The following is a 22,501-nucleotide window of genomic DNA, read 5'->3' on the forward strand; positions in this document are numbered from 1 at the left end:
ATCGTCATACATCTCACCCGCATCGGACCACCATTCAGCGGACCAGGGGAGGGCTCAGGGCCGCGGTGGCAACCGGCGCGGGGCGCGGTAGGGGGGTGCCGCACTCGGTCGGCGTACTTCGAGTACGGGTGACCGAGGCGTGCCGCGCAATCGGCTGCCGCTTCGCGGGAGCCGACGAGCTATGCCAGTAATAACCCCCCTTTCGAACCGGACACACAGCCGGGCCGCCCCAGGGGCGGGCGGCCCACCGGACGAGAGGGATCAGACTCATGAGCTCAGTTCTGCGCCCGGCCACCACGGGTGACACCTACGAGTACCGCACGGCACGGACCTACCGGCCCGTCTCCTCGCATCTGGCGATAGCGCCGCCGGTGAGCGTGGTGATCCCGGCCATGAACGAGGCGGAGAACCTTCCGTACGTCTTCAAGACCCTGCCGGACTGGATCCACGAAGTGGTGCTGGTCGACGGCAACTCCACCGACGGCACCGTCGAGGTGGCCCGCGAACTGTGGCCGGACGTCAAGGTCGTGGAGCAGCGGGGCAAGGGCAAGGGGGATGCCCTGATCACCGGGTTCGAGGCGTGCTCCGGCGACATCATCGTGATGGTCGACGCGGACGGCTCCGCCGACGGGCAGGAAATCGTCAGCTACGTCTCCGCGCTGGTCTCGGGCGCCGACTTCGCCAAGGGGTCCCGCTTCGCCAACGGCGGCGGCACCGACGACATGACCTTCATCCGCAAGCTCGGCAACTGGGCGCTGTGCACGATCGTCAACCGCAAGTTCGGCGCCCGCTACACCGACCTGTGCTACGGCTACAACGCCTTCTGGCGGCACTGCCTGGACAAGATCGACCTCGACTGCACCGGCTTCGAGGTGGAGACCCTGATGAACATACGGGTGGTCAAGGCGGGTCTGCGGGTGCAGGAGATACCCAGCCACGAGTACCTCCGCATCCACGGCACCAGCAATCTGCGCGCGGTGCGGGACGGGTTCCGGGTGCTCAACGTGATCCTCAGGGAGCGCTCCAACCGGCGGGCCCTGCGCCGCCGCACCGAGCGCTCCGTGCTGCTCGACTCGGTCCGGGGAGAGGTGTCTTGAGCGGTCCCGGCATCTCCGTCGTGATCTGCGTCTACACCGAGGACCGCTGGGAGGACATCCTCGCGGCGGTCGCCTCGGTGCGGGCGCAGTCCCGCCCGGCGCTGGAGACGCTACTGGTCGTCGACCACAACGACCTCCTGCACGAGCGCCTGGCCCAGGAGTACAAGGAGGCCACGGACGTGCGGGTGCTCGCCAACGCGGGTCCCCGCGGCCTGTCCGCCGGCCGCAACACCGGTATCGCCGCCTCCTACGGCGAGGTGATCGCCTTCCTCGACGACGACGCCGTGGCCGAGCGGGACTGGCTCCGGCACTTCGCCGCCTCCTATACCGACCCGCGGGTCATGGCGGTCGGCGGACGCACCGAGCCGATCTGGGCCTCGGGCCGCCGCCCGGCCTGGATCCCCGAGGAGTTCGACTGGGTGGTCGGCTGCACCTACCGCGGCCTGCCGCCCGGCCGGGTCCGGGTCCGCAACGTCCTCGGCGGCAACGCCTCCTTCCGGCGCACGGCGTTCGACGTGGCGGGCGGTTTCGCCACCGGTATCGGGCGCGACGGCGACAAGCGGCCGCTGGGCTGCGAGGAGACGGAGCTGTGCATCCGGCTCAGCCGGGCCAGGCCCGACGCCGTACTGCTGATCGACGACCGCGCGGTGATCCACCACCGGGTGCCCGAGGCGCGCGAGCACTTCGGGTACTTCCGCACCCGCACCTATGCCGAGGGTCTGTCGAAGGCGCTGGTGGCCCGGAGTGTCGGCGCGGACAAGGGGCTTGAGTCCGAGCGCCGGTACACCACCCGGGTGCTGCCGGCCGGGGTGGTCCGCGGGCTGCGGGACGCCGTGCTGGCCCGGCCGGGGGGTGCGGGCCGGGCGGGCGCGATCGTCGCCGGGGTGCTCACCGCGGCCGGTGGGTATGTCGTCGGGAGCGTGCGGGCGCGCCGGGGTGCGGTGACGTACTCGGTGGCGGCGATCGGCGACGACCGAGGGGGCGGGGATGGGTGAGCAGGCTGTTCCGATCCTCATGTACCACGCCGTGTCGGCCGAGCCGAGCGACGCCGCCCGCACGCTGTCGGTGACGCCCGAGGCGTTCGCCGAGCAGATGGCGGTCGTCGCGGGACTGGGTCTCGCCCCGGTCAGCACGGCCGAGCTGGCGTCCTGTTGGCGCGACGGGCGCCCGCTGCCCGCCCGGCCCGTGCTCATCACCTTCGACGACGGCTACGAGGGCGTGCACCGGCACGCCCTGCCCGTGCTCGCCGGGCACGGCTTCCCGGCCACCCTGTTCGTCTGCACCGGCTGGCTGCGCGGCCCGTCCGGCACCGGCGGCGCCCCGGACACCATGCTCGACTGGGACCAGGTCCGGGACCTGGCCGCCGCCGGGGTCGAGATAGGCGGCCACAGCCACACCCACCCGCAGCTCGACCAGCTCCCGGACGACGCGCTGCGCCGGGAGCTGATCCTGTGCAAGGAGATCGTCTCGGACCGGCTCGGCGCGGTCCCCGCCTCGTTCGCCTACCCGTACGGCTACTCCAGCCGCCGGGTGCGCGAGGCGGTGCGCGAGACGGGATACGCCCAGGCGCTCGCCGTGGGCAACGGCCTCGCCCGGCGCCGGCAGGGACCGTACGCGCTGCGCCGGGTCACCGTGCGGCGCGGCACGGGCGCCGAGGAGTTCCAGCGGCTGGTCGAGGGCCGCGCGATCACCCGTACGTTCGCCCGGGACCTCGCCCTGACCAAGGGGTACGCCCTGGTCCGCAGAGCCCGCCAGGTCCGCCGGAAGGCCATCCGTTCACGTGTCTGACACGACGACCACGACCGAGACCCCGCAGTCCGGGACCGAGCCGCCCGAGCCGTCGGGGCGCGGCAGCCAGCTGTTCCGCAACGCCTACGCCCTGATGCTCAACACCGGCATCTCCGCGGTGCTCGGTCTCGGCTTCTGGCTGGCCGCGGCCCGCTACTACTCCGAGTCGGCGGTCGGCCAGGGTTCGGCCGCGATCGCCGCGATGAAGTTCCTCGCGGGCCTGACCGCGGTGACCCTGACCGGTGCGCTGGCCCGGTTCATCCCGGTTGCGGGCCGGGCCACCGGGCGGCTGATCTTCCGTACGTACGCGGGCAGTTCGGTGATCGTGGCGCTGGCGGCGGGCGTCTTCCTGATCACGCTGGACCGGTGGGGGCCGTCGTACCGGTTCCTGGACGGGCCGGTCAACGGGCTCGGGTTCATCGCGGCCGTCGTCGCGTGGAATCTGCTGACCCTCCAGGACGGGGTGCTGACCGGGCTGCGCAGCGCGCTGTGGGTGCCGGTGGGCAACACCGCGTTCTCGGCGGTGAAGCTGGGCCTGCTGATCGCCTTCGCGGCGGCCGTTCCGACGACCGGGGTGTTCGTCTCCTGGGTCGCGGCCATCGCGATCTCGGTGCTGCCCCTGGGCTGGCTGGTGTTCCGGCGGCTGGTGCCCCGGCACGTGAGGTCCACCGAGGAGCACGCCGAGCCGCCCTCGCTGCCGGAGATCGGCAGGTTCCTCGCGGGCGACTACACCGGCTCGCTGTTCTCGCTGGCCGTGGTCTATCTGATCCCCGTGATCGTGGCCGCGCAGGTCAGCTCCGAGGACAACGCGTACTTCTACATCACCGCGACCATCGGCGGCACGGTCAATCTGCTCGCCATCAACATGGGCGCCTCTCTCACCGTCGAGGGCTCGCACGACCCGGGCCGGCTCGCCGCCAACACGCGGGCCGCGCTCAAGCGCATGGCGAAGATCATGATCCCGGTGGCGGCGGTCCTGTTCTTCGGGGCGCCGTGGATCCTCGGCGTGTTCGGCTCGGGGTACGCGGACGCGGCGACCCCGCTGCTGCGCTGGTTCGCCCTCGGCGGGCTGCTGCGGGTCGTGATGGAGACGTACTTCGCGGTGCTGCGCGCGCAGAGCCGCACCGCGGGACTGGCCTGGCTCCAGGGCCTGCTGTGCGCGCTGGTGCTCGGGCTGACCCTGGTGCTGCTGCCCCGGATGGGGCTGACCGGTGCGGGGGTCGCGGAGATCTGCGCGCTGGCGGTGATCGTGGCCATCGCGGCGCCCAAGCTGTACCGCACGCTCCTGACCGCCCCGGCCGACGCCCCCGGGAGCGCCGCGCCCGACGGCGGCCACGACGCTCCGGAGGCGCGCGAGCCGGCCAGGCGAGGCGCTGCCTGGGCGCTGGACAGCGACACGCTCGCGCTCGGCATACACGTCGACTTCGACCACCTGGACCGCCGCCCCGACGTCCGCCCGGGGCCCGGCACCCCGCCCATGGGGCTGCCCGCGGTGCGTCGGCCCACGTGGGCGGTCGCGGCGCCGGTGGAGAAACCGCTGCCGGAGGTGGACGCGCCGTTCGAGACGGAGGAGAAGGCGGTCGTACCGGAAGTGCCGGAGCGGGTACGGGAGGAGCAGCCCGAGGAGCCCGCGGGTTCACGGCTGCTGCCCACCCGCAAGGGTGTCGTCCTCGGCTGCCTGCTGACGGCCGCGCTGCTGCTGTACTGGGTGCCCGCGCTGCGACTGGGCGAGGCCAACCTGGACGAGATGGGCGGGCTCGGGCTGGTCTCCGTGCTGCCCCTGCCGACGCTGGTCGGCGCCGGGCTGCTGGTCACGGTCTTCGCGTCGCTGCTCTGGCTCGGCCGTGAGCACCGGGCCCTGCTGCTGGTCACCCTGCTGGCGACCGTCGTCTCGCTGCACGCCCTGCCCGCACTGATCGAGACCGAGCCGCGGTTCGCCACGGCCTGGCAGCACCTGGGCTTCCTCGACCACATCGACCGCACCGGGTCCGCCGTACCGGATCTGGACGCGCGCTGGAGCTGGCCCGGGTTCTTCGCGGTCGCCGCGTTCGTGGCGCAGTCCTGCGGGGTCTCGGACCTCACCGAGGTCATCCGCTGGTGGCCGCTGACCATGCAACTGCTGTACCTGGTCCCGGTGTTCCTGCTGACCCGCTCCCTGCGGGCGAGCTGGCGGGCGCGCTGGACCGGCATCTGGGTGTTCGTGCTGAGCGGCTGGGTGGGCCAGGACTACTTCTCACCGCAGGGCTTCACCTATCTCCTCTACCTGGTGTTCGCGGCGATCCTGCTGGTGTGGTTCCGCACGCCGCGGGTGATCTGGACGAAGGTGCGGCCGGGCGAGCTGGAGGTCGAGCCGACGGACCGGCGGCAGCGGGCGGTGCTGCTGCTGGTCGTCATGGGGCTGTTCACGGTGAGTGTGCCGGCCCACCAGCTGACACCGTTCGTGATGCTCGGTGTGCTGACGGTCCTGGTGCTGGTCGGCCGCAGCGAACTGCGCGGCCTGCCGGTGCTGTTCGGGGTGATGGTGGTGTCCTGGACCGGCTTCATGGCCGAGCCGTACTGGTCGGGACACTTCGACGAACTCTTCGGCGGGGTCGGCGGCGTCGGCTCCAACGTGTCCTCGTCGGTCTCCGGCCGGATCGAGGGCGGCAGCTCCACCCACAAACTGGTGCTGTACACGCGGGTGCTGCTGGCCGGCTCGGTGATGGCCATGGCCTGCTGGGGCTGGTGGCGCCGCCGTGACCACAAGTACCGCGAGCGTTCCCTGCTGGTCCTCACCTTCGTCCCGTTCCTCGGCTTCGGCATGCAGAGCTACGGCGGCGAGATGGCGCTGCGCGTGTTCATGTTCGCGCTGCCCGGCGCGGCCCTGCTGACCGGGCTCGCCCTGTTCCCGCGCACCGGCGTCACCGCCGAGGAGCGCGACAAGGACCGGGTGAGCCTCGCTCCGCTGGCCGCGTTCCTGGCGGGCCTGGTGCTCATGGGCGGCTTCCTGGTGGCCCGCTGGGGCAACGAGCCGTTCGAGCGGGTCCGGCCGGGCGAGGTCGCGGCCATGGAGTACGTCTACGCCCATGACGACCCGAGTGTGCGGCTGCTGTGGCTGAGCAACGACCCCGTCAACGTCGTGACGCCGTCGATGCCGTGGGGCGCCCGGGACATGGAGAAGGTCGAGTACCTGCCGACGCTCGCGCCGGTCGACCCGGTGCTGGTGTCGGGCCTGGTCAAGGCGCTGAAGGACGCGGGCCCCCACTCGTATCTGATGATCAACCGCGGTCAGGTCACCTATCTGCGGATGGACGTCGGCTACTCGGAGAGCTGGGAGCCGCGGCTGCTGCAGAACCTGGACCGGCGCCAGGAGCTGAAGAAGGTCTTCGCCAACGAGGACGTGACCATGTACGCGCTGCGCAAGCAGCCCGCGGGCGAGGTTCCCGAGGCCGATCCCGGGCCGGCCGGACCGCTGGTGACGTGGACGCCCTGGTCGGTGGTCGGGGCGCTGGCGGCGCTCGCGCTGATCGTGCTGCTGGCGACGCGCGAGCTGGTCCGGGTCGCGGTGCGGCCGAGCGTGCGCCAACTGCGCTGGCTGCAGGGCAGTTTCTGGTTCTCGCTGCCGCTGCTGGCGGTGCTGCTGGCCTCGCTGGTGCAGCGGTTCCTGACCATCGAGTAGGGGCTCAGGTGGCTCGGTCGAGCCACCTGACCTCGTAGGCCTGCAACGTGATGCGTTTGCCGTCGACGGTCACTCGCACGGACCGGTCGAGGGGGTTGACGACGAGGGCGGTCCGCTCGGTGGCCAGCACCCTGGCGTGCGGGCCGGCGCCGAGGTCCGCGTACTCCGTGCCCGGCGGGAACTCCTCGGCGAACCGGGCCAGCAGGTCGTACAGGGGCAGTTTCCGCCCTCCGTCCGCGCCGCTGGTGGGCGTCCACAGGCAGCCGGGGCAGTCGGTGCCCCGTTCGGCCTCCGGGTTCCAGTAGAAGCCGGAGGTGGCGCCACCCTCGGCCATGGCGATCAGTCCGGCGGCGTGGACGGCGGCGCGCCGGGCCTCGGACCAGTCGTGCCGGTTGTCGTCGCCGTCGGCGGGTTCGACGTAGTACTCCGCCCACCACAGCGGCAGTTCGTCACCGGTCTGCCGGCGCACCCACTCCCCGACGGCCGTGAACTTGTCGGTCGCCGCGAACTCGTCGGGCAGCAGCTCGTCGTCCCGGGTGTAGCTGGAGCCGTCCACGACGACGAAGTCCGCGCCCGCCTTGTGCTCGTTCCAGTAGGAGAAGGCGTCGAGGACCCGTCGGTCCATCGCACCCCAACTCCCCCTGAAGCTCGGGGAGGCGTGCTCCTCGCGGGGATCGAGGCTGTCCATCACCAGATACGGCCCGCCGACCATGATCTCCGGGTTGACCTTCTTCAGCGCCCGGTGGACCAGGTTGTACAGCTCGGTGTAGCCCTCGTGGTCCCAGCGGGCCTCGGCGTCGTTCCAGAAGCCCTTGAACTCGTTCCAGACGATGAAGTGCCGTACGTCCGGGTAGCGTTTGGCGACGGTCGCCGCGAGCGCGGCGAAGTCGTCGAAGTGCTCGGGCTCGGGCGCGGTCTCCAGGGCGGCCTGACTCCAGTCGGTGCTGTCGACACCGGCCTCGCCGCCCTTCATCCAGTCCGGGGCGCAGCACAGGGTGACCACGGGGGTGCCGCCGGAGGCGCGGACGAAGTCGATCCGGCGGTCCATCGCCTCGAAGTCGTAACGCCCCTTCACCGGCTCGGGGTTGTCGGCGCCCCAGCCCATGATGTGCTGGATCTGCGGCATTCCCTCGGGGAGCCGCTGCTCGACCCGCCGCACGGCCGCCGCGTCGCCCTCGTCGGCGCTGAACTGGGTGTGGGTGAACCCCCAGCCCACCTCCGGGCCGGTGCCGTCCGGCGGGGCGGTCGGGGTGCCGTGCACCTTGTCGCCGTCGCGTGTGGTGCCCTCGGTGCTCGCGCCGCCTCCGGGCAGCGTGTTGAACAGGGTCACCACCAGGGCCAGAGCGGCCACCCCCACACCGAGCAGCGCGGTGAGCCGCCACCGCCGTGCCCCCGAATTCCACCCATGTCGTCCCATCGAGGGCAACGGTACGGGGGTGACGGGCGCGAGGGCAGGCTTCTGCGGAGAACAGTTCGGCGGCCGTGTCCGGGGAGGGCGTCCGGGGCAATTCCGGTGCGCGAGGAGCGTTCGTGCCGGATCATGACGGCATGTCTGCGAACCCACACGACGCTCTGCCGATCCGGCTCAACGTCGACGACAGCGACTCCCCGTCCGACGTCGTCGACGCGCTGTTCCTCGGCCGCTTCGCGACGGGCGAGCAGCCTTACTCGCACGCGGCGAACATCGACCGCGTCCGGTCCGGCGCGACCCTGATGCCGCCCGGCGCCCGGGTGCTGCGGGCCGCCCGCGACGACGACCGCAGCGCGACCCTCGCCGAGGGCGACGGCTGGACGGTGCTGGTCTCCCGCTGGAACCGCGGCGCCGATGTCACGGTCACCGCGACCAGCGCGGAACTCGCGGAGAAGGTCCTCGGCCAGGCCACCGACGGCGCGGCGGACGAGCCCGAACCCCAGCCGGAGAACGTGACGATGGGCTTCTGGTACGTCTCCCCCAGGCGCGGCCCGCACCGCACGACCCGCCAGATCTCGGCCGGCACCTGGGAGGAGGTCCGCGCCAACTACACGGCGCCGGTGGCGGACGCGATGGACCGCCTGATGAAGACGACCCCGGAGGACATCGCCGGCCGGCTGCTCCTGCTGCACGGCCCGCCGGGCACCGGCAAGACGTCCGCGCTGCGCACCCTCGCCCGGTCCTGGCGCGACTGGTGCCAGGTGGACTGCGTACTGGACCCGGAGCGGCTGTTCGGCGACGTCGGCTATCTGATGGACATCGCGATCGGCGAGGAGGACGGCACCGGCAAGGGGCGCTGGCGGCTGCTGCTCCTGGAGGACTGCGACGAGCTGATCCGCGGCGAGGCCAAGCACACGGCGGGCCAGGCGCTGTCCCGGCTGCTGAACCTCACCGACGGACTGCTCGGCCAGGGCCGCAACGTCCTGGTCGGCGTCACCACCAACGAGGACCTGGAGCGCCTCCACCCGGCCGTGGTCCGCCCCGGCCGCTGTCTGGCCCGGATCGAGGTCGGCCCGCTGACCCGGTCGGAGGCGGTGGGCTGGCTGGGCACCGAGGAGGGCGTGGGCCGGGAGGGCGCCACCCTCGCGGAGCTGTACGCGCTGCGCCGGGGCACGTCCCCGACGTCGCTCCCGGAGCCGCGGCCCGGGGCGGACGCGGGCCTGTACCTGTAGTGCTTTCATGAAGGTATGACCGTCTACGTCGGCACGTCGGGGTGGCAGTACAAGGACTGGCGGGACGTGCTGTACCCGTCGGGCTGTCCCGTGCGGCGCTGGCTGGAGGAGTACACGGCCCACTTCACGACGGTCGAGCTCAACAACGCGTTCTACCGGCTGCCGTCGCGGGAGACCTTCGAGGCGTGGCGGGAGCGGGTGCCCGGGGACTTCGTGGTGGCGGTGAAGGCGAGCCGCTATCTGACGCACATCAAGCGGCTGCGGGAGCCTCAGGAGCCGGTGGACCGCCTGATGACGCACGCGCAGGGGCTGGGCGACCGGCTGGGGCCGGTGCTGCTCCAGCTCCCCCCGACCCTGCGCGCGGACCCGGGCCTGCTGGACGCGTGCCTCGCCTGCTTCCCGGCCGGTACCCGGGTGGCGGTGGAACCGCGGCACGACTCGTGGTGGACCCGGTCGGTGCGCGAGGTCCTGCAGGCGCGGGGCGCGGCCCTGTGCTGGGCGGACATCCAGGCCCGCCCGGTCACCCCGCTGTGGCGCACCACGGACTGGGGTTACGTCCGCTTCCACCAGGGCCGGGCCCAGCCGTGGCCGCGCTACGGCCGGCAGTCGCTGGCGACGTGGGCGGCCCGGATCGCGGACACCTGGCCGGACAGCCGGGACGTGTACGCGTACTTCAACAACGACCCCGGAGGGGCGGCGGTGCGGGACGCGGCGGTGTTCGCCCGGCTGGCGGCCAAGGCCGGGCTGACGGTGACCCGCACGCCCGACCGGGTGCCCGCTCCCTAGTCACTCCTCGTACACCGCCCGCAGCGCGTCCCGTACGGCATCCAGGGCGGCCCCCTCGGCCAGGCCCAGCCGCCGCACCCGCTCCGCGTACGCCTGGGCGGCCGCCGCCGCCTCCCGTTCCGCGGCGGAGCCGGCCGCGGCCACGAAGGTTCCGTTGCGACCCCGGGTCTCGATCACGCCGTCCGTCTCAAGCGCCCGGTACGCCTTGGCGACCGTGTTCGCGGCGAGCCCCAGTGACTCCGCGAGTCCCCGGACCGTCGGCAGCCGGTACCCCACCGGCAGCACCCCGGTCCGCGCCTGCTCGGAGATCTGCGCCCGCACCTGCTCGTACGGCGGCGCGCTGTCATCGATGTGGATCTTCAAGGTCACGGGACCGATTGTTCCGTACCCGCGGGAAAATGAGAGGCACGCGGGTGCGGACCGCCCGTAACGTGCGACCCCATGACTGTCATCGTGCGCGAGATCAGACCCGGAGTCCGAGCTGATCTGGAGGGTTTCGCCGGCGTCCGGCACCGGGCCCTGCCCTTCTACCTCGTCACCGCGGACTCCCTCGCCCACGATCTGGCCCACCTCCATCCCGATGCCCGCTACCGGCCGCTCGTCGCCGAGGAGGACGGCGAGATCATCGGCAGCGCGCAGGTCGGCCTGCTGCACGAGAGCGCGGAGCCGAACCAGGCGTTCGTCAATGTGTACGTCGACCCCGAGCGCACCCACCGCGGCGCGGGCACGCTGCTGGTGCGCACCGCCGAGGAGTACCTCGCGGCGCTGGGCGCGACCCGGCTGCTGGCGTGGGTCCTGGACGCGCCGGGCAACCGCGCCTTCGCCGAGGCGCACGGCTACCGGGCGAGCCGGTCCGCGCACTTCCTGCGGCTGGACCTGGCGAACGGCAAGCTGCCGCCGCTGCAGCCCCCGCCGCCGGGGGTCGAGCTGCGCCCCGCCTCCGACTTCGCGGACAATCCGCGCCCGGTGTTCGAGCTGGACGCGGAGACGACGGCGGACGAACCCAGCGAGGCCGGCGCCGCGGAGCTCACGGACTACGAGTCCTGGCTGCGGGAGACCTGGCAGCACCCGCTGACCAGCCTGGAGCTGACCACGATCGCCCTCGTGGACGGGGTGCCCGCCGCCTTCACCGCCGCCCGCACGGACGGCGGCACCCGGTACAGCACCGGCATGACCGGCACGGCCCGCGCCTTCCGCGGCCGGGGCCTGGCCAAGCTGGCCAAGAACGACTCCCTGCACCGGGCGCGCGCGGCCGGGTACACGGAGGCTTTCACCGGCAACGACACCGGCAACGAGCCGATGCTCGCGATCAACCGGTGGTTCGGATACGAGGTCTGCGCGACGGAGGTGCGCTATGTCCGCGAACTCGGCTGAGCCGGGGACCCTGGTGGACGTGGTCCTGGTCAAGGGCGGCCGGGAGAAGATCCGTTACCCCGCCGAACTGCTCCAGGACGACGGCACCCGGGTCGTCGTGCGGGCGGACTTCGCGGGCGCCCAGGTCCGCGACTTCGGGTTCGTGCGCTTCGAGCCGGGTGACGTCTTCACCGAGTACTACTGGCGGGACCGCTGGTACGCGGTGATGGAGGTACGCGGCCCGCACGGCACCCTCAAGGGTTGGTACTGCGACATCACGCGCCCCGCGACACTCTCGGGCACGCAGCTGACCGTGGAGGACCTCGACCTGGACCTGTGGCGCTCGGCGGACGGCACGGACGTACGGCGGCTGGACGAGGACGAGTTCGAGGAGAGCGGCCTCACCGAGCGCGATCCGCAGGCCGCGGCGGCGGCCGTCGCCGCCCTGGACACCCTGGAGAAGCTGGCCCTGGAGGGCGGCTTCGAGTCCCTGCTGGCCTGAGCCTCAGGGCAGCGCCACCACCGCGTACCGCTCGTCGTCCACGGCCCTCCCCCACAGCAGCGGTGCCCCTGCTCGGCAGCGAGCAGCGACAGGCTGCCGGTGCCGCAGCACCCCAGCACCCCAATCAGTACGCACCGTTGTCGTGTCGTCACTGTGTGCTGCGGCCAGATAGGGATGACACCCGCCACTGACAGTTGAAACGCAGTCGAATGGTGAGAACGGCCACTGACAGAACGCCGTCGATGAGGAACCCTCGCCAAAAGGGTCTACCTCCGTGAGAACGCGGAACACGGTAGGCACTGAAGGAGGCAGCCATGCGCCGCATCACCGTGCAGAAGCCCCTGAAAAAGACGGACTCGCGCCGGGTGGCCGGCGAGGAGGCCGAGGATCGTCCCGCGGGCAGACCCGAGGTCCGCAAGGACATCGCGCGCACATGGTGGCCGGACGGCTGACCGGGCCTTCACCCCAGCCGCTTGCGGTAATGGAAACGGTCGTAGCCGCCTTCCACCCGGCGCTCGACCGTCTCGTAGCCGAACTTCGGATAGATCTTCTGGTTCTCCCACATCTTGGCGTTGGTGTAGAGCCTGATCTCGGGCAGCCCTCGCACGCGCGCGCGTGCGTCCACGAACTCCAGCAGCCGTCGTCCCACGCCCGTCCCCCGGGCGTCGGGATGGACGGCGATGCTGTCGACGTACAGATGGTCCGCGCGCTCCTCGACCACCACGAGGCCGATCACGGGGTCCCCCGTCACGAACACCTGCCCCGCGGCCACGCTCGCCGCGTGGTCCCGCTCCATGGGCTGCGGCACCTGGCCGATCCGCTCGATGTAGGGGTGGTAGGCGGCGTCGGTCACGCTTTTCACGGCCGCCACGTCGGCGGCGTTCGCGGGTCGGATCTCATCGTCTGGCATGGCCCGCACCGTACCTACCTGAGCGCAGTCTCAGCACTCCCTTAAAGGGACCATAAGGATCTCCGTCACCCGCCTCCAGCAGGCGATTTCGCGGTTTTCTCGGGCTAGCTTGCTGATCGCCCCCACGGGTTCCGCCTCAGCAACCGACGACCGTTCCCCAGGAGTTCCTCATGCCCGCACGCCGCAGGGTCGCCACCGCTGCCTCCGTCGCCGTGGTCGGCGTCGCGCCGCTCGCACTGACCGCGCTGGCCGCCGCGCCCGCCGCCGCGCACGGTTCGATGGGCGACCCGGTCAGCCGGGTGTCGCAGTGCTACGCGGAGGGCCCGGAGAGCCCGAGGTCCGCGGCGTGCAAGGCGGCCGTCGCGGCCGGGGGGACCCAGGCGCTCTACGACTGGAACGGCGTCCGGATCGGCGACGCCGGCGGCCGGCACCAGGAGCTGATCGCCGACGGCGAGCTGTGCAGCGCGGGCAACGACACGTTCAAGGGCCTGGACCTGGCCCGGGCCGACTGGCCGGCCACCGGCGTGCGCAGCGGGTCGTACACCTTCAAGTACCGCGTGACCGCCCCGCACAAGGGCACCTTCAACGTGTACATCACCAAGGAGGGCTACGACCCCGCCCAGCCGCTGGCCTGGGACGACCTGGACCTGAAGAACCCGGTGGCGACGGTCACCGACCCGGCCGCGTCCGGCGGCTTCTACACCTTCTCCGGCACCCTGCCGAACCGTTCCGGTAAGCAGGTCCTGTACGCGGTGTGGCAGCGCTCGGACAGCCCGGAGGCGTTCTACTCCTGCTCGGACGTCACCTTCGGCGCCACGAGCGGCGGCAGCGGTACGACGGAGGAGGAGACCCCCGCCGCGCCCACCGCCTCCGCGCCCTCCGAGGAGCAGATCGAGGACGGCGCCGACGAGTCGACGATCGAGCACCACGGCCACGGCGACCAGGACGCCGGCACCTCGGCCGAGCCGGTCGCGGAGACCACCGCGGCACCCACCGCCGCACCCACCGAGGCGGCCCCGGAGGCCGTCGCCAACCGGCCCAGGGCGGCCGGTGCCGGGGAGAACCTCGCCGAGACCGGCGGCGACAGCAGCACCTCCTACCTCGCGATGGGCGGCGCCGGGGCGCTGGCCGTCGGCGCGGCGGCCCTGTTCCTGTCGGTGCGGCGGCGTGCCGTCGGCGGTGGCCGGCACGGCCGCTGACCCTCTGACTCCGGGGGCCTGACCGGCGGCTCAGGCCGGTCAGGCCCCCGGCGGGCTCAACTGAACGCCGACGCGCAGGTGGTGGGCCGGGCCCGCGCCGGATCGAGGGCGTTGGACACCTCGTGGAAGGCGATCCGGTCGAAGAGACCGATCGCCAGATGCTCGGACAGGTCCACCGGGCACAGCTCCTGGAGCAGGACGTTGCGTACGTCCGCCCCGTCGAGGAACTGGCTGCGGTAGGGCGTGACCACCTGGTCGTACTTGGTGGCGATCACCGTGTAGCGGACGCCGGGGACGGTGTCGCCGCCCTCGTTCAGCTTGGTGAGGAACGGGGAGCCGGCGATCTGGTCGGCGAGGGCGGGGGTGGCGGTGGACAGCAGGTCCTCGGCGCCGGGGAAGTACGGCAGCAGGTTCGTCAGGCCGGACAGGGTGGTGCCGTGGTTGTCCGGCGCGATGCCGACGAGGGCGTTCACCTCGGCGGCCCCGCCGAGGAACCGCAGGTAGTAGCGGGGCATCATGCCGCCCTGCGAATGGCCGACGAGGTCGGCCTCGGCGGCGCCGGTCGCGGCGAGCACCTTGTCCACGAAGCCGTCCAGTTGCTCCGCCGACTTGTCGATCGGCCCGAGGCCGTGGAAGAACGGCACGCCCGGCAGTTGGCCGTAGTCGAGCGAGAAGACGCAGTAGCCGCGCTTGGTCAGATAGGGCGCGAGGCCCAGCCAGTTGTCGACGGAGTTGCCGAAGGTGCCGTGCACCAGGACGACCGGGCGGGGATGGGCGGCGGACGGCTTGCAGGAGTAGTCGTTCCATCCGCTGCTCGGCGCTTCGGCGGCCTGCGCGGCGGTGGCGGGGACGACGGCGACCGCGGCGGTCAGCAGCAGCGCGGTCAGGGGTCTGAGCAGTCTCTTCCAGGGCAGCATCGGGTGATCTCCTTGCGGCTCAAGGGAGTTGCGATGGCCTTACGCCCTGTGATCCGGATCACGGGATGCTGGTTCACTTGTCAAGTTACGAGTGAGTAGTTCAAGGGGGAAGTTACGCGTCAGTAAAAACTTCCAGTGGTAGTTGATGAGCCGTCACCAGGTGCTGCGCACGGGCCCCTTGGGCGCAGTGAGCAGCACGTGGTGCCCCAGGTCATGTGCTGCCCGGACTCGTGTCGTCAGCGGTGGATCGACCAGCCGCGTTCGCTGAGGGCCGCGCTCAGGGCGGGGGCCGCGGCGGGGCCCACCATCAGTTGGACCAGGCCTGCCCGGCGGCCGGTCGCGTGGTCGATGTGGATGTCCTCGATGTTGACACCCGCGCGGCCGGCGTCCGCGAAGATGCGGGCCAGTTCGCCCGGCTGGTCGCTGATGAGGACGGCCACCGTCTCGTAGGCGGCGGGCGCCTCGCCGTGCTTGCCGGGCACTCTGGCGCGGCCCGCGTTGCCCCGGCGCAGGACCTCCTCTATGCCCGCTGCGCCGCCGCGCCGCTTGGCCTCGTCGGCGGACTGCAGGGCGTGCAGCGACGCGACGGTCTCCTCCAGGTCGGCCGCCACCCCCGCGAGCACCTCCGCGACGGGACCCGGGTTGGCCGCGAGGATCTCGGTCCACATCCGCGGGTCGGACGCGGCGATCCGGGTGACGTCGCGGATGCCCTGGCCGCACAGTCGCACCGCTGTCTCGTCGGCGGTCCGCAGTCGTGCGGCGACCATCGAGGAGATGAGCTGCGGGGTGTGCGAGACGAGGGCGACGGCCCGGTCGTGGGCGGCGGCGTCCATGATCACGGGTACGGCGCGGCAGAGCGCGACCAGCTCCAGGGCGAGGTTCAGCACCTCCGTGTCGGTGTCCGGCATCGGGGTGAGCACCCAGGGCCGGCCCTCGAACAGGTCGGCGCTCGCCGCGAGCGGGCCGGAGCTCTCCTTGCCCGCCATGGGATGGGTGCCGATGTACGAGCCGAGAGCGAGACCCAGGTCCTCCAGCTCGCGCCGGGGGCCGCCCTTGACGCCGGCGACGTCGGCGTAGCCGCGCGCCACCCCCGCACGCATCGCCCCGGCCAGCACGGTGGCGGTGTGCGCGGGCGGCACGGCGACGAGCGCCAGGTCCACGGGGCCGGGGGGCGGCTCGTCGCTGCCGGCGCCGAGGGCCGCCGCCGTCCGGGCCCGGTCCGGGTCGGTGTCGGCCAGATGGACGGTGACGCCGCGTCCGGCGAGCGTCAGGGCCGCGGACGTGCCGATCAGGCCGGCTCCTATGACCAGGGCGGTCCTCATCGGACGCCGCCCTCGTGCCAGGACGCCGCGCGGCGGGAGAGGGTCGCGAGCGCTCGGTGCTGCTGCTCAGTGTTCACGTGCTCCATCCATGTGAGGAAGGGCCCCTTCACCAGGGCCGCACCGGTCCCGTTGACCGGGGCCGCGCCTGTCCGGAGAGCGGGCGCGATGCGCGTGGTGGGCGTGGTGCCCGCGGCTTGGCCCGGTCCGGTCCGGTCCGGGGCGGCGTCAGTCGTCCCAGTGCTCGAGGACCCGGTGGCGGATCCGCTCCGGGTACGCCTCGGCGAAGGAACTGTGCGGGAGCCGGTCCTCGCCGGGGGCGGGCAGCAGCCCGTCGTGGAAGACGATCGGGCCGGACTGGGCGGCGCGCTCCTCGCGGGTGTAGCAGTTCAGCAGCGGGTGGACGAAGCCGTACCACGCCTCCGCCCGGTCCAGGGGGTGGATCCGGGTGGCCAGCGCCCACAGCAGGTCGGTGTCGTCGGCCGGGTCGACGTCGTCGTCCAGGACGAAGGTGGCGGCCGTGGCGCGGCCCGAGTGGGACTCGGAGAGCACCTTGCCGATCCGGTGCGTGAGTTCTTTGGAGTCGACGCCGGGCAGCCGTTCCCGCCAGTCCCGCGGGACGGTGACCACCATCCAGTGCGACGCGGCGCGCAGCGGTGACCAGGCTGTGGTGACCGGCAGGCCGGCGGCGCGCAGCTCCGCCAGGACCTCGGCCGCCTGGCCGACGCCCGTCACGGTGTGGAACTCGTCCACCGGCCGCCCTTCGGCCACCAGCGGCCAGATCGGGTCGTCGCGGTGGGTGATGGCCTCGACCGTGTACACCGGCTGCATCGACGTCTCGGTCGAGCCGTATCCGGCGAACTCGCCGAACGGTCCCTCCCGGGCGTCGCGGCCGACGGACAGGTGCCCCTCGATGACGATCTCCGCGCCCGCGGGCACGTCCAGGTCCACCGTCTCGCACCGTACGACGTCGACCGGCTCGCCGTGCAGCGCGCCGATGTAGCCGGCCTCGTCGACCCCCGGCGGCAGCGGAACGCCTCCGACGAACGGGACGGCCGGGTCGCCGCCCTGCACCAGCGCGTACGGCATCGGCTCGCCGGTCTTCACCCACTCCGACCAGATCATGCCGATGTGCTGCGCCGGGATCACCAGGCCGGTCATGTGCTTGCCGTCGATCAGCATGATCCGGGCGATCGACCAGTTGGTCCACCGGCCGTCCGGTGTCCTGGCGACGATGATGCCCCAGGTGTTGGCATAGGGGCCGCCGTCGAACTCGTGGACCCGGGGCACCGGGAAGCGGTCGAGGGTGGCGTCGTCGCCCAGCAGCACGTTCTGCTTGCAGGGCGCGTCCTCGCGCGCGACCGGCCGAGGGGGGACGGGCTTCGCGTCGCGGGTACGGGCCAGGTGGTCGACCAGTTCGGCGGCGGTGGTCCCGGCGGGCAGGCCGACGGACAGGGCGACCCGGGCCAGCGGCTTGCCGGGGGCGGAACTGAGCGCGGCGGGCGCCCCGAGCAGCCGGAAGCCCGGCGCGACGCCCTCCACGTTCTCGAACAGCGGGGCGGGGGCCTGTCGTTCGCAGGACAGGCGGCTGATCGCGGCGGCCTCCAGATCGGCACTCACCGGCCGCGTGACCCGACGCAGGTCGCCCAAGGCCTCCAGCGCGTCGAGATAACCACGCAGCTCACCGAACCGGATCAGCGGCCGAGGGGCGGCCGCGGGGGCGGTTGCGGGGTTGGTCGCCGGGGCGGTTGCGAGGCTGGTCGCCGGGGCGGTCGCGGGGGCGGTTGCGAGGCTGGTCGCCGGGGCGGTCGCGGGGCTGGTCGACGGGCTGGCCGCGGGGCTGGTCGCCGGGGCTGCCGTCGGGGCGTTCGTCGGGGCGTTCGACGACCCCGCCGTCGGGGCCGTCGACAGGCTGGCCGTCGAGGCGGTCGATGGACTGGCCGCCGGGCCGGTCGATGGGCTGGCCGCCGGGGCTGCCGTCGGGGCGTTCGACGACCCGGCCATCGGGGCCGTCGACAGGCTGGCCGTCGGGGCCGTCGATGGACTTGCCGCCGGGGCTGCCGTCGGGGCGTTCGACGACCCCGCCGTCGGGGCCGTCGACAGGCTGGCCGTCGAGGCGGTCAATGGACTGGCCGCCGGACCGGTCGTCGGGCTGGTCGCGGGGCTGGTCGACGGGGCGTTCGTCGGGGCCGTCGACGGACCGGCCGCAGGATCGGTCGCCGACCCGCTCGCAACCTCGGTCGCCGACCCGGTCGTAGGTTCGGTCACAGGCCTGCTCATGAACGCGCGCTCCTCTGCTGCGTACCGTTGTGGCGTATCGCGGGGACGTCGGCCGCAAGGCCCGCCCGGCCGGCCGGCGGGCGCGGGAAGCCCTCCCAGCGGCGGGCGCCGGCGGTCTCGAGACCGAACTGGTCGAGAACCCGCATGACGATGTGGTCGACGATGTCGCCGACCGACTCCGGCCGGTTGTAGAAGGCGGGCATGGGCGGCACGATCGAGACGCCCATGCGGGCGAGTTCCAGCATGTTCGCCAGATGGATCTCGTTGAGCGGCGTCTCCCGCGGCACCAGGACCATCCGGCGCCGCTCCTTGAGCGTCACGTCGGCGGCCCGGCCCATGAGCCCCTCGGCGTATCCGGCGCGGATGCCGGCCAGCGTCTTCATGCTGCACGGGATGATCACCATGCCGTCGGTGGGGAACGAGCCGGAGGAGATCGCCGCCCCCTGGTCGTCGGGCGAGTAGGTGACGTCGGCCAGTGCGGTCACCTCGCGGGCGCTCAGCCCGGTCTCCAGTTCCACCGTCGCGCGTGCCCAGCGGCTGAGCACCAGATGTGTCTCCACCTGCGGGTTCCGCTGCAACTCGGTGAGCAGTCGAACCCCCAGCACCGCGCCGGTGGCACCGGTCATTCCCACGATCAGCCGCATCCTGGCCCCCACCGCAATCTTCCGTGTACGGAATATCCTTGTACTGAATATACTGGTCGGCATGACGAACACAAGCCCTGGGCCGCGGCCACAACTGGAAGACGCGCTGCCGCATCAGCTGCGCCGAGCCGGACAGGCGTGGGCGGCGCTGTGGCAGCAGCGGCTGCCCGACCTGACCAGTCCTCAGTTCGCGGTGCTGCTCGCCCTGGACGACCGCGGCAGCATGGACCAGTCCGCGCTCGGGGCCCTGACCGCCGTCGACCGCTCCACGCTCACCGTGCTGCTGGACCGCCTGGAGGCGCGCGGCCTGGTGACCAAGGAGATGGACCCGGCGAACCGCCGGCGCCGCATCGTCGCCCTCACCGACGCCGGCCGCCGACGTCTGGCCGAGGGGGTCGAGGAGGCCGCGCAACTGCACGCACGGGTGGAGGAGTTGCTGGGCGAGAAGCGGACGAGGCAGCTGGTCGAGATGCTCCGTGTCATGGGCGACATGCCGCAGCCCACTTCCCCTCAATAGAGGGATGGGCCCTCCGAGCCGGCGCTGGAAGTGTGATCAGCGAACAGACCGGCTCCGCCTGGGAGGGCTGACGCATGTACAGACCGGCAACCGCGCAACGGCTTGCCGGCCGCCTTTCCGGTCCGGTGCTGGGGCCCGGGGACGAGGGATACGCGGCCGAGGTCACCGGGTTCAACCGGGCCCTGCGGCACCGGCCCGCGATGGTCCTCGGCGCACGGAACGCCACGGAGGTGCGCAAGGCCGTCGCCTTCGCGGCCGAGACCGGACTGCCGACGGCGGTCCAGGCGACCGGCCACGGTCCCTCGCGTGTCACCGAGGGAACCGGGCTGCTCGTCAACACCCGCCGGATGACCGGCGTGACCGTCGACCCGGCCACCCGGGTCGCCCGGGCCGGGGCCGGCGCGCGCTGGCACCAGGTCGTCGACGCGGCCGCCGTCCACGGACTCGCTCCGCTCAGCGGCTCCTCACCGCTGGTGGGGGTGGTCGGCTACACCCTGGGCGGCGGACTGGCGCTGCTGTCCCGCGCGTACGGTTTCGCCGCCGACCACGTCACCGCGGTGGACATCGTCACCCCCGACGGACTCCCCCGCACCGCCACCGCGCGGCGGCACCCGGACCTCTTCTGGGCGCTGCGCGGCGGCCAGGGGAACTTCGGCGTGGTGACGGCCCTGGAGTTCGGGCTCGTGCCGGTCACCCGGCTCTACGGCGGCGGCCTCTTCTTCCCCGGCGACAGTGCCGCCGAGGTGCTGCACGCCTGGCGGTCGTGGACGGAGTCCGTGCCGGAGGAGACCGCCTCCTCGCTGGCGCTGCTGCGGATGCCCGACCAGAGGCCGGTCCCGCCCTTCCTGCGGGGCGGGCTCGTGGTGCACGTCCGCGTCGCCCACCTCGGCCCAGGCGACGAGGGGGAGCGACTGGTCAGGCCCCTGCGTGCCGTCGCCCCGACGCTCGCGGACACGCTGAGGGTGATGCCGTACACCCGCTTCGCGGACATCCACGACGACCAGGCCTTCCCCCACCCCTACGACGAACGCTCCGCCATGCTGCGCGAGCTGGGCCCGGACGCGGTCGACGACCTGCTCCGCCTCGCCGGTCCGGGAAGCGGCTGCACGGACGCCGTGGTCGAGTTACGGCACATGGGCGGCGCGCTCGGCCGGCCGGCCGCGGTGCCGGGCGCGGTCGACCACCGCGACGCCCTGTACTGCCTGACCACGCGCGGACTGCCCGGCGGACGCCCGGAACACGTCGTGGACGGCATGGCGCACCGCGGCACAGGCCGCAGTCACCTCAACTTCCTCAGCGGACCGGGCACCGCCCGGCCGGCCCACCGGGGTTACCCGCCCGCCGGTTACGCGCGGCTGGGCGAGATCAAGGCGCGGTACGACCCGGAGAACCTCTTCCGGTTCAACCACAACATCTCACCGCGCGTGCGGGCTGCCGAACGCCCCGCGTGACAACCGCCGATCACCCGAAGACGCCGACTCGGCGCACCTCACGAATCCTGGAAGGGACGACTCTCGATGACCACCAACAGCGCGGTGCAGGCTCCGCCGCAAACCGCTTCCGGTGCGGGCTTGACCGGGCTCAGGCTCGGAGCCCTCTTCGGCCCCGTGATCTTCGGAGTGACCGCCGCGGGCGTGGCGCTGCCCGACGTCGCCATGGAGATGGACGTCCGCCCGGCGGTCGCCGGCTGGGTGCTGACGGCGCATGCCCTGGCGCTCGGCGTGGGCACCGCGTTCTTCGGGCGGCTCTCCGAGAAGTGGGGCGTTCGCAACACCCTCCTCACAGGGGCCCTGTTCCTCGCCCTGGGCGCGGTGCTGTGCCTGGTCGCACAGGACTTCGGCACCTTGATCGCCGGCCGGTTCGTGCAGGCGGCGGGCTCCGGCGCCATGACCTCCAGCGCCCTCACGCTCGCCTCGGGAGCGGCGGCCGAACACCGGACCAAGATCCTCGCCATCTTCGGCGCGTCCATGGCGCTGTTCTCCTCCACCGCCACCCTCATGGGCGGCATGGTCACGGACTGGCTGGACTGGCGGCTGACCCTGGTGCTGCCGGCGCTCTCGCTGCTGCTGGTGCCCTTCTGCCTGGAGCTCGCGGCCACCCGCCCCGGCTACGGCAAGGCCGTCGACGTGACCGGCGGCGTCCTGCTGGGCGCCGGCGCGACGTCCCTGCTGCTCCTCATCCAGGCGTCCTCCCTCGACCTCGACACCCCGCTGGTGATCGGGCTGGCGGTGCTCCTCGTGGTGTCGGTGGCCGGCCTGCTGGTGCGGATCGGCAAGCGGCCCGACGGCTTCCTCCCGCGTGAACTGGCCACCGACCGGACCTTCCTGACCTCGGCGATGATCGGCGTGGGCGGTTACGCCGGCCTGTTCGCCGCGATGTACGCGGTGCCGCAGATCCTCACCGTGCAGTACGGCTGGGGCGTGTTCAAGATCGGCGCCTGGCTGCTCCCGGGCGCGGTCGTCGGCGCCGTGGCCGCCCGCGTGGCCAGCAAGCTCACCGTCGGCAAGGGCGGCAGCCTGCTGCTCGCCGGGACCGCCGTCAGCTGCTCGGTGTTCCTCGGCATCGTCGGCATCGTCGACGGCGGCATCGTCGTCATGCTCATCGGCACCTCCATGGGCATGGCGACGTTCGCCGCCACTCAGGTGCTCACCACCGCCGTGCTCTCCAGCCGCCTCGCGCCCGCCCAGCGCGGTGGCGCCATGGGCGTGCTCAACCTGCTGTTCTTCGTCGGCGGCGGCATCGGCTCGGCCGCGGCCGGGGCCCTCTCCGAGCACATGGACCTCACCAGCGCGCTCGCCTTCGTCGCGGTGCTCCCGCTGCTGGCCGGTCTGATCGCCCTGACGCTCCCGCCCGCCCGGGCGCAGCAGGAGGCCTGACGCCTCCGGGAC

General features: G+C 72.5%; 21 protein-coding genes. 13 read left to right on the top strand and 8 right to left on the bottom strand.

The window, feature by feature from the left end; all coding sequences use genetic code 11:
- Nucleotides 1-269: 269 nt before the first annotated feature.
- From M8H82_RS22000 to M8H82_RS22015, 4 genes are read left to right on the top strand one after another with little or no spacing between them, the layout of a single operon-like run.
- A complete protein-coding gene (locus M8H82_RS22000; RefSeq protein WP_250076587.1) occupies nt 270-1,097 on the top strand; it encodes a glycosyltransferase family 2 protein in 828 nt (275 codons plus the stop codon).
- The gene (locus tag M8H82_RS22005) at nt 1,094-2,092 is read left to right on the top strand and encodes a glycosyltransferase family 2 protein (protein ID WP_250076588.1); all 999 of its coding nucleotides are present in this window, start codon (nt 1,094-1,096) and stop codon (nt 2,090-2,092) included. The genes M8H82_RS22000 and M8H82_RS22005 overlap by 4 nt, the downstream gene beginning before the upstream one ends.
- Nucleotides 2,085-2,885 (top strand): polysaccharide deacetylase family protein, encoded by an 801-nt coding sequence (locus M8H82_RS22010; RefSeq protein WP_250076589.1) that lies wholly within the window; start codon nt 2,085-2,087, stop codon nt 2,883-2,885. Before M8H82_RS22005 ends, M8H82_RS22010 begins: the two co-directional genes overlap by 8 nt.
- Entirely contained in the window at nt 2,878-6,543 is a 3,666-nt protein-coding gene (locus M8H82_RS22015) for a lipopolysaccharide biosynthesis protein (protein WP_250076590.1), read from the top strand. Before M8H82_RS22010 ends, M8H82_RS22015 begins: the two co-directional genes overlap by 8 nt.
- Nucleotides 6,544-6,547: 4 nt before the next feature.
- On the opposite strand, the gene M8H82_RS22020 is transcribed toward M8H82_RS22015, so the two are convergent.
- Nucleotides 6,548-7,960: a xylan 1,4-beta-xylosidase gene (locus M8H82_RS22020; protein ID WP_250076591.1), complete on the bottom strand. Its 1,413-nt coding sequence runs from the start codon at nt 7,958-7,960 to the stop codon at nt 6,548-6,550.
- 131 nt (nt 7,961-8,091) lie between these two features.
- Between M8H82_RS22020 and M8H82_RS22025 the strand changes: the two genes are divergently transcribed.
- Both M8H82_RS22025 and M8H82_RS22030 read left to right on the top strand, forming a co-directional pair.
- On the top strand, nt 8,092-9,186 hold the full coding sequence (locus M8H82_RS22025; protein ID WP_250076592.1) for a DUF5925 domain-containing protein: 1,095 nt from the start codon (nt 8,092-8,094) through the stop codon (nt 9,184-9,186).
- Between the two features lie 15 nt (nt 9,187-9,201).
- Complete coding sequence (locus M8H82_RS22030; RefSeq protein ID WP_250076593.1) at nt 9,202-9,972, top strand: DUF72 domain-containing protein; 771 nt, start codon at nt 9,202-9,204, stop codon at nt 9,970-9,972.
- Here the strand turns inward: M8H82_RS22030 and M8H82_RS22035 are convergent, their stop codons facing one another.
- On the bottom strand, nt 9,973-10,341 hold the full coding sequence (locus M8H82_RS22035; protein WP_250076594.1) for a GntR family transcriptional regulator: 369 nt from the start codon (nt 10,339-10,341) through the stop codon (nt 9,973-9,975). It lies immediately after the preceding gene.
- A gap of 72 nt (nt 10,342-10,413) precedes the next feature.
- Between M8H82_RS22035 and M8H82_RS22040 the strand changes: the two genes are divergently transcribed.
- The 3 genes from M8H82_RS22040 (at nt 10,414) to M8H82_RS22050 (ending at nt 12,279) form a co-directional block, all read left to right on the top strand.
- Entirely contained in the window at nt 10,414-11,346 is a 933-nt protein-coding gene (locus M8H82_RS22040; protein ID WP_250076595.1) for a GNAT family N-acetyltransferase, read from the top strand.
- Nucleotides 11,327-11,827, top strand: coding sequence for a DUF402 domain-containing protein (locus tag M8H82_RS22045; protein ID WP_250076596.1), 501 nt, complete (start codon nt 11,327-11,329; stop codon nt 11,825-11,827). The genes M8H82_RS22040 and M8H82_RS22045 overlap by 20 nt, the downstream gene beginning before the upstream one ends.
- A gap of 314 nt (nt 11,828-12,141) precedes the next feature.
- Nucleotides 12,142-12,279, top strand: a complete 138-nt coding sequence (locus M8H82_RS22050) for a hypothetical protein (protein ID WP_250076597.1) — start codon at nt 12,142-12,144, stop codon at nt 12,277-12,279.
- Between the two features lie 8 nt (nt 12,280-12,287).
- On the opposite strand, the gene M8H82_RS22055 is transcribed toward M8H82_RS22050, so the two are convergent.
- Nucleotides 12,288-12,737 carry a GNAT family N-acetyltransferase gene (locus M8H82_RS22055; protein WP_250076598.1) on the bottom strand — a complete coding sequence of 150 codons (450 nt, stop codon included), beginning with the start codon at nt 12,735-12,737 and terminating at the stop codon, nt 12,288-12,290.
- Nucleotides 12,738-12,907: 170 nt separating this feature from the next.
- Here M8H82_RS22055 and M8H82_RS22060 point away from each other — a divergent pair, with 170 nt between their 5' ends.
- Nucleotides 12,908-13,936 (top strand): lytic polysaccharide monooxygenase, encoded by a 1,029-nt coding sequence (locus M8H82_RS22060; protein ID WP_250076599.1) that lies wholly within the window; start codon nt 12,908-12,910, stop codon nt 13,934-13,936.
- Nucleotides 13,937-13,992: 56 nt separating this feature from the next.
- Here the strand turns inward: M8H82_RS22060 and M8H82_RS22065 are convergent, their stop codons facing one another.
- The 5 genes from M8H82_RS22065 to bagM form a co-directional block, all read right to left on the bottom strand.
- The gene (locus M8H82_RS22065) at nt 13,993-14,853 is read right to left on the bottom strand and encodes a triacylglycerol lipase (RefSeq protein WP_250076600.1); all 861 of its coding nucleotides are present in this window, start codon (nt 14,851-14,853) and stop codon (nt 13,993-13,995) included.
- A gap of 236 nt (nt 14,854-15,089) precedes the next feature.
- Nucleotides 15,090-16,175: a prephenate dehydrogenase gene (locus M8H82_RS22070; RefSeq protein ID WP_250076601.1), complete on the bottom strand. Its 1,086-nt coding sequence runs from the start codon at nt 16,173-16,175 to the stop codon at nt 15,090-15,092.
- Nucleotides 16,176-16,400: 225 nt separating this feature from the next.
- On the bottom strand, nt 16,401-17,870 hold the full coding sequence (gene bagN / locus M8H82_RS22075) for a bagremycin/ferroverdin biosynthesis UbiD family decarboxylase BagN/FevL (protein ID WP_284049203.1): 1,470 nt from the start codon (nt 17,868-17,870) through the stop codon (nt 16,401-16,403).
- Nucleotides 17,854-18,510 (bottom strand): hypothetical protein, encoded by a 657-nt coding sequence (locus M8H82_RS22080; RefSeq protein ID WP_250076603.1) that lies wholly within the window; start codon nt 18,508-18,510, stop codon nt 17,854-17,856. The genes bagN and M8H82_RS22080 overlap by 17 nt, the downstream gene beginning before the upstream one ends.
- Nucleotides 18,449-19,096, bottom strand: a complete 648-nt coding sequence (gene bagM, locus M8H82_RS22085) for a bagremycin/ferroverdin biosynthesis UbiX family decarboxylase BagM/FevK (RefSeq protein WP_250076604.1) — start codon at nt 19,094-19,096, stop codon at nt 18,449-18,451. Before bagM ends, M8H82_RS22080 begins: the two co-directional genes overlap by 62 nt.
- A 61-nt stretch (nt 19,097-19,157) precedes the next feature.
- Between bagM and bagL the strand changes: the two genes are divergently transcribed.
- From bagL to bagJ, 3 genes are all read left to right on the top strand, one after another.
- Nucleotides 19,158-19,613: a MarR family transcriptional regulator BagL/FevM gene (bagL, locus tag M8H82_RS22090; RefSeq protein ID WP_250076605.1), complete on the top strand. Its 456-nt coding sequence runs from the start codon at nt 19,158-19,160 to the stop codon at nt 19,611-19,613.
- Nucleotides 19,614-19,687: 74 nt separating this feature from the next.
- Nucleotides 19,688-21,064, top strand: coding sequence for a bagremycin/ferroverdin biosynthesis FAD-dependent oxygenase BagK/FevA1 (gene bagK / locus M8H82_RS22095; protein ID WP_250076606.1), 1,377 nt, complete (start codon nt 19,688-19,690; stop codon nt 21,062-21,064).
- A gap of 66 nt (nt 21,065-21,130) precedes the next feature.
- Nucleotides 21,131-22,489, top strand: a complete 1,359-nt coding sequence (gene bagJ, locus M8H82_RS22100) for a bagremycin/ferroverdin transporter BagJ/FevB (protein WP_250076607.1) — start codon at nt 21,131-21,133, stop codon at nt 22,487-22,489.
- The last annotated feature ends 12 nt before the right edge of the window (nt 22,490-22,501 follow it).

The sequence above is a fragment of the Streptomyces sp. YS415 genome (genome assembly GCF_023544665.1).
In the GTDB taxonomy this organism is placed as follows: domain Bacteria; phylum Actinomycetota; class Actinomycetes; order Streptomycetales; family Streptomycetaceae; genus Streptomyces.

Coding starts and splice junctions, on each gene's coding strand:
- M8H82_RS22025 (WP_250076592.1), top strand. CDS start 8,092: ATGTCTGCGAACCCACACGACGCTCTGCCGATCCGGCTCAACGTCGAC.
- M8H82_RS22030 (WP_250076593.1), top strand. CDS start 9,202: ATGACCGTCTACGTCGGCACGTCGGGGTGGCAGTACAAGGACTGGCGG.
- M8H82_RS22040 (WP_250076595.1), top strand. CDS start 10,414: ATGACTGTCATCGTGCGCGAGATCAGACCCGGAGTCCGAGCTGATCTG.
- M8H82_RS22065 (WP_250076600.1), bottom strand. CDS start 14,853: ATGCTGCCCTGGAAGAGACTGCTCAGACCCCTGACCGCGCTGCTGCTG.
- M8H82_RS22060 (WP_250076599.1), top strand. CDS start 12,908: ATGCCCGCACGCCGCAGGGTCGCCACCGCTGCCTCCGTCGCCGTGGTC.
- M8H82_RS22050 (WP_250076597.1), top strand. CDS start 12,142: ATGCGCCGCATCACCGTGCAGAAGCCCCTGAAAAAGACGGACTCGCGC.
- M8H82_RS22055 (WP_250076598.1), bottom strand. CDS start 12,737: ATGCCAGACGATGAGATCCGACCCGCGAACGCCGCCGACGTGGCGGCC.
- bagJ (WP_250076607.1), top strand. CDS start 21,131: ATGACCACCAACAGCGCGGTGCAGGCTCCGCCGCAAACCGCTTCCGGT.
- M8H82_RS22000 (WP_250076587.1), top strand. CDS start 270: ATGAGCTCAGTTCTGCGCCCGGCCACCACGGGTGACACCTACGAGTAC.
- M8H82_RS22020 (WP_250076591.1), bottom strand. CDS start 7,960: ATGGGACGACATGGGTGGAATTCGGGGGCACGGCGGTGGCGGCTCACC.
- M8H82_RS22045 (WP_250076596.1), top strand. CDS start 11,327: ATGTCCGCGAACTCGGCTGAGCCGGGGACCCTGGTGGACGTGGTCCTG.
- bagK (WP_250076606.1), top strand. CDS start 19,688: ATGTACAGACCGGCAACCGCGCAACGGCTTGCCGGCCGCCTTTCCGGT.
- bagM (WP_250076604.1), bottom strand. CDS start 19,096: ATGCGGCTGATCGTGGGAATGACCGGTGCCACCGGCGCGGTGCTGGGG.
- M8H82_RS22070 (WP_250076601.1), bottom strand. CDS start 16,175: ATGAGGACCGCCCTGGTCATAGGAGCCGGCCTGATCGGCACGTCCGCG.
- bagL (WP_250076605.1), top strand. CDS start 19,158: ATGACGAACACAAGCCCTGGGCCGCGGCCACAACTGGAAGACGCGCTG.
- M8H82_RS22010 (WP_250076589.1), top strand. CDS start 2,085: ATGGGTGAGCAGGCTGTTCCGATCCTCATGTACCACGCCGTGTCGGCC.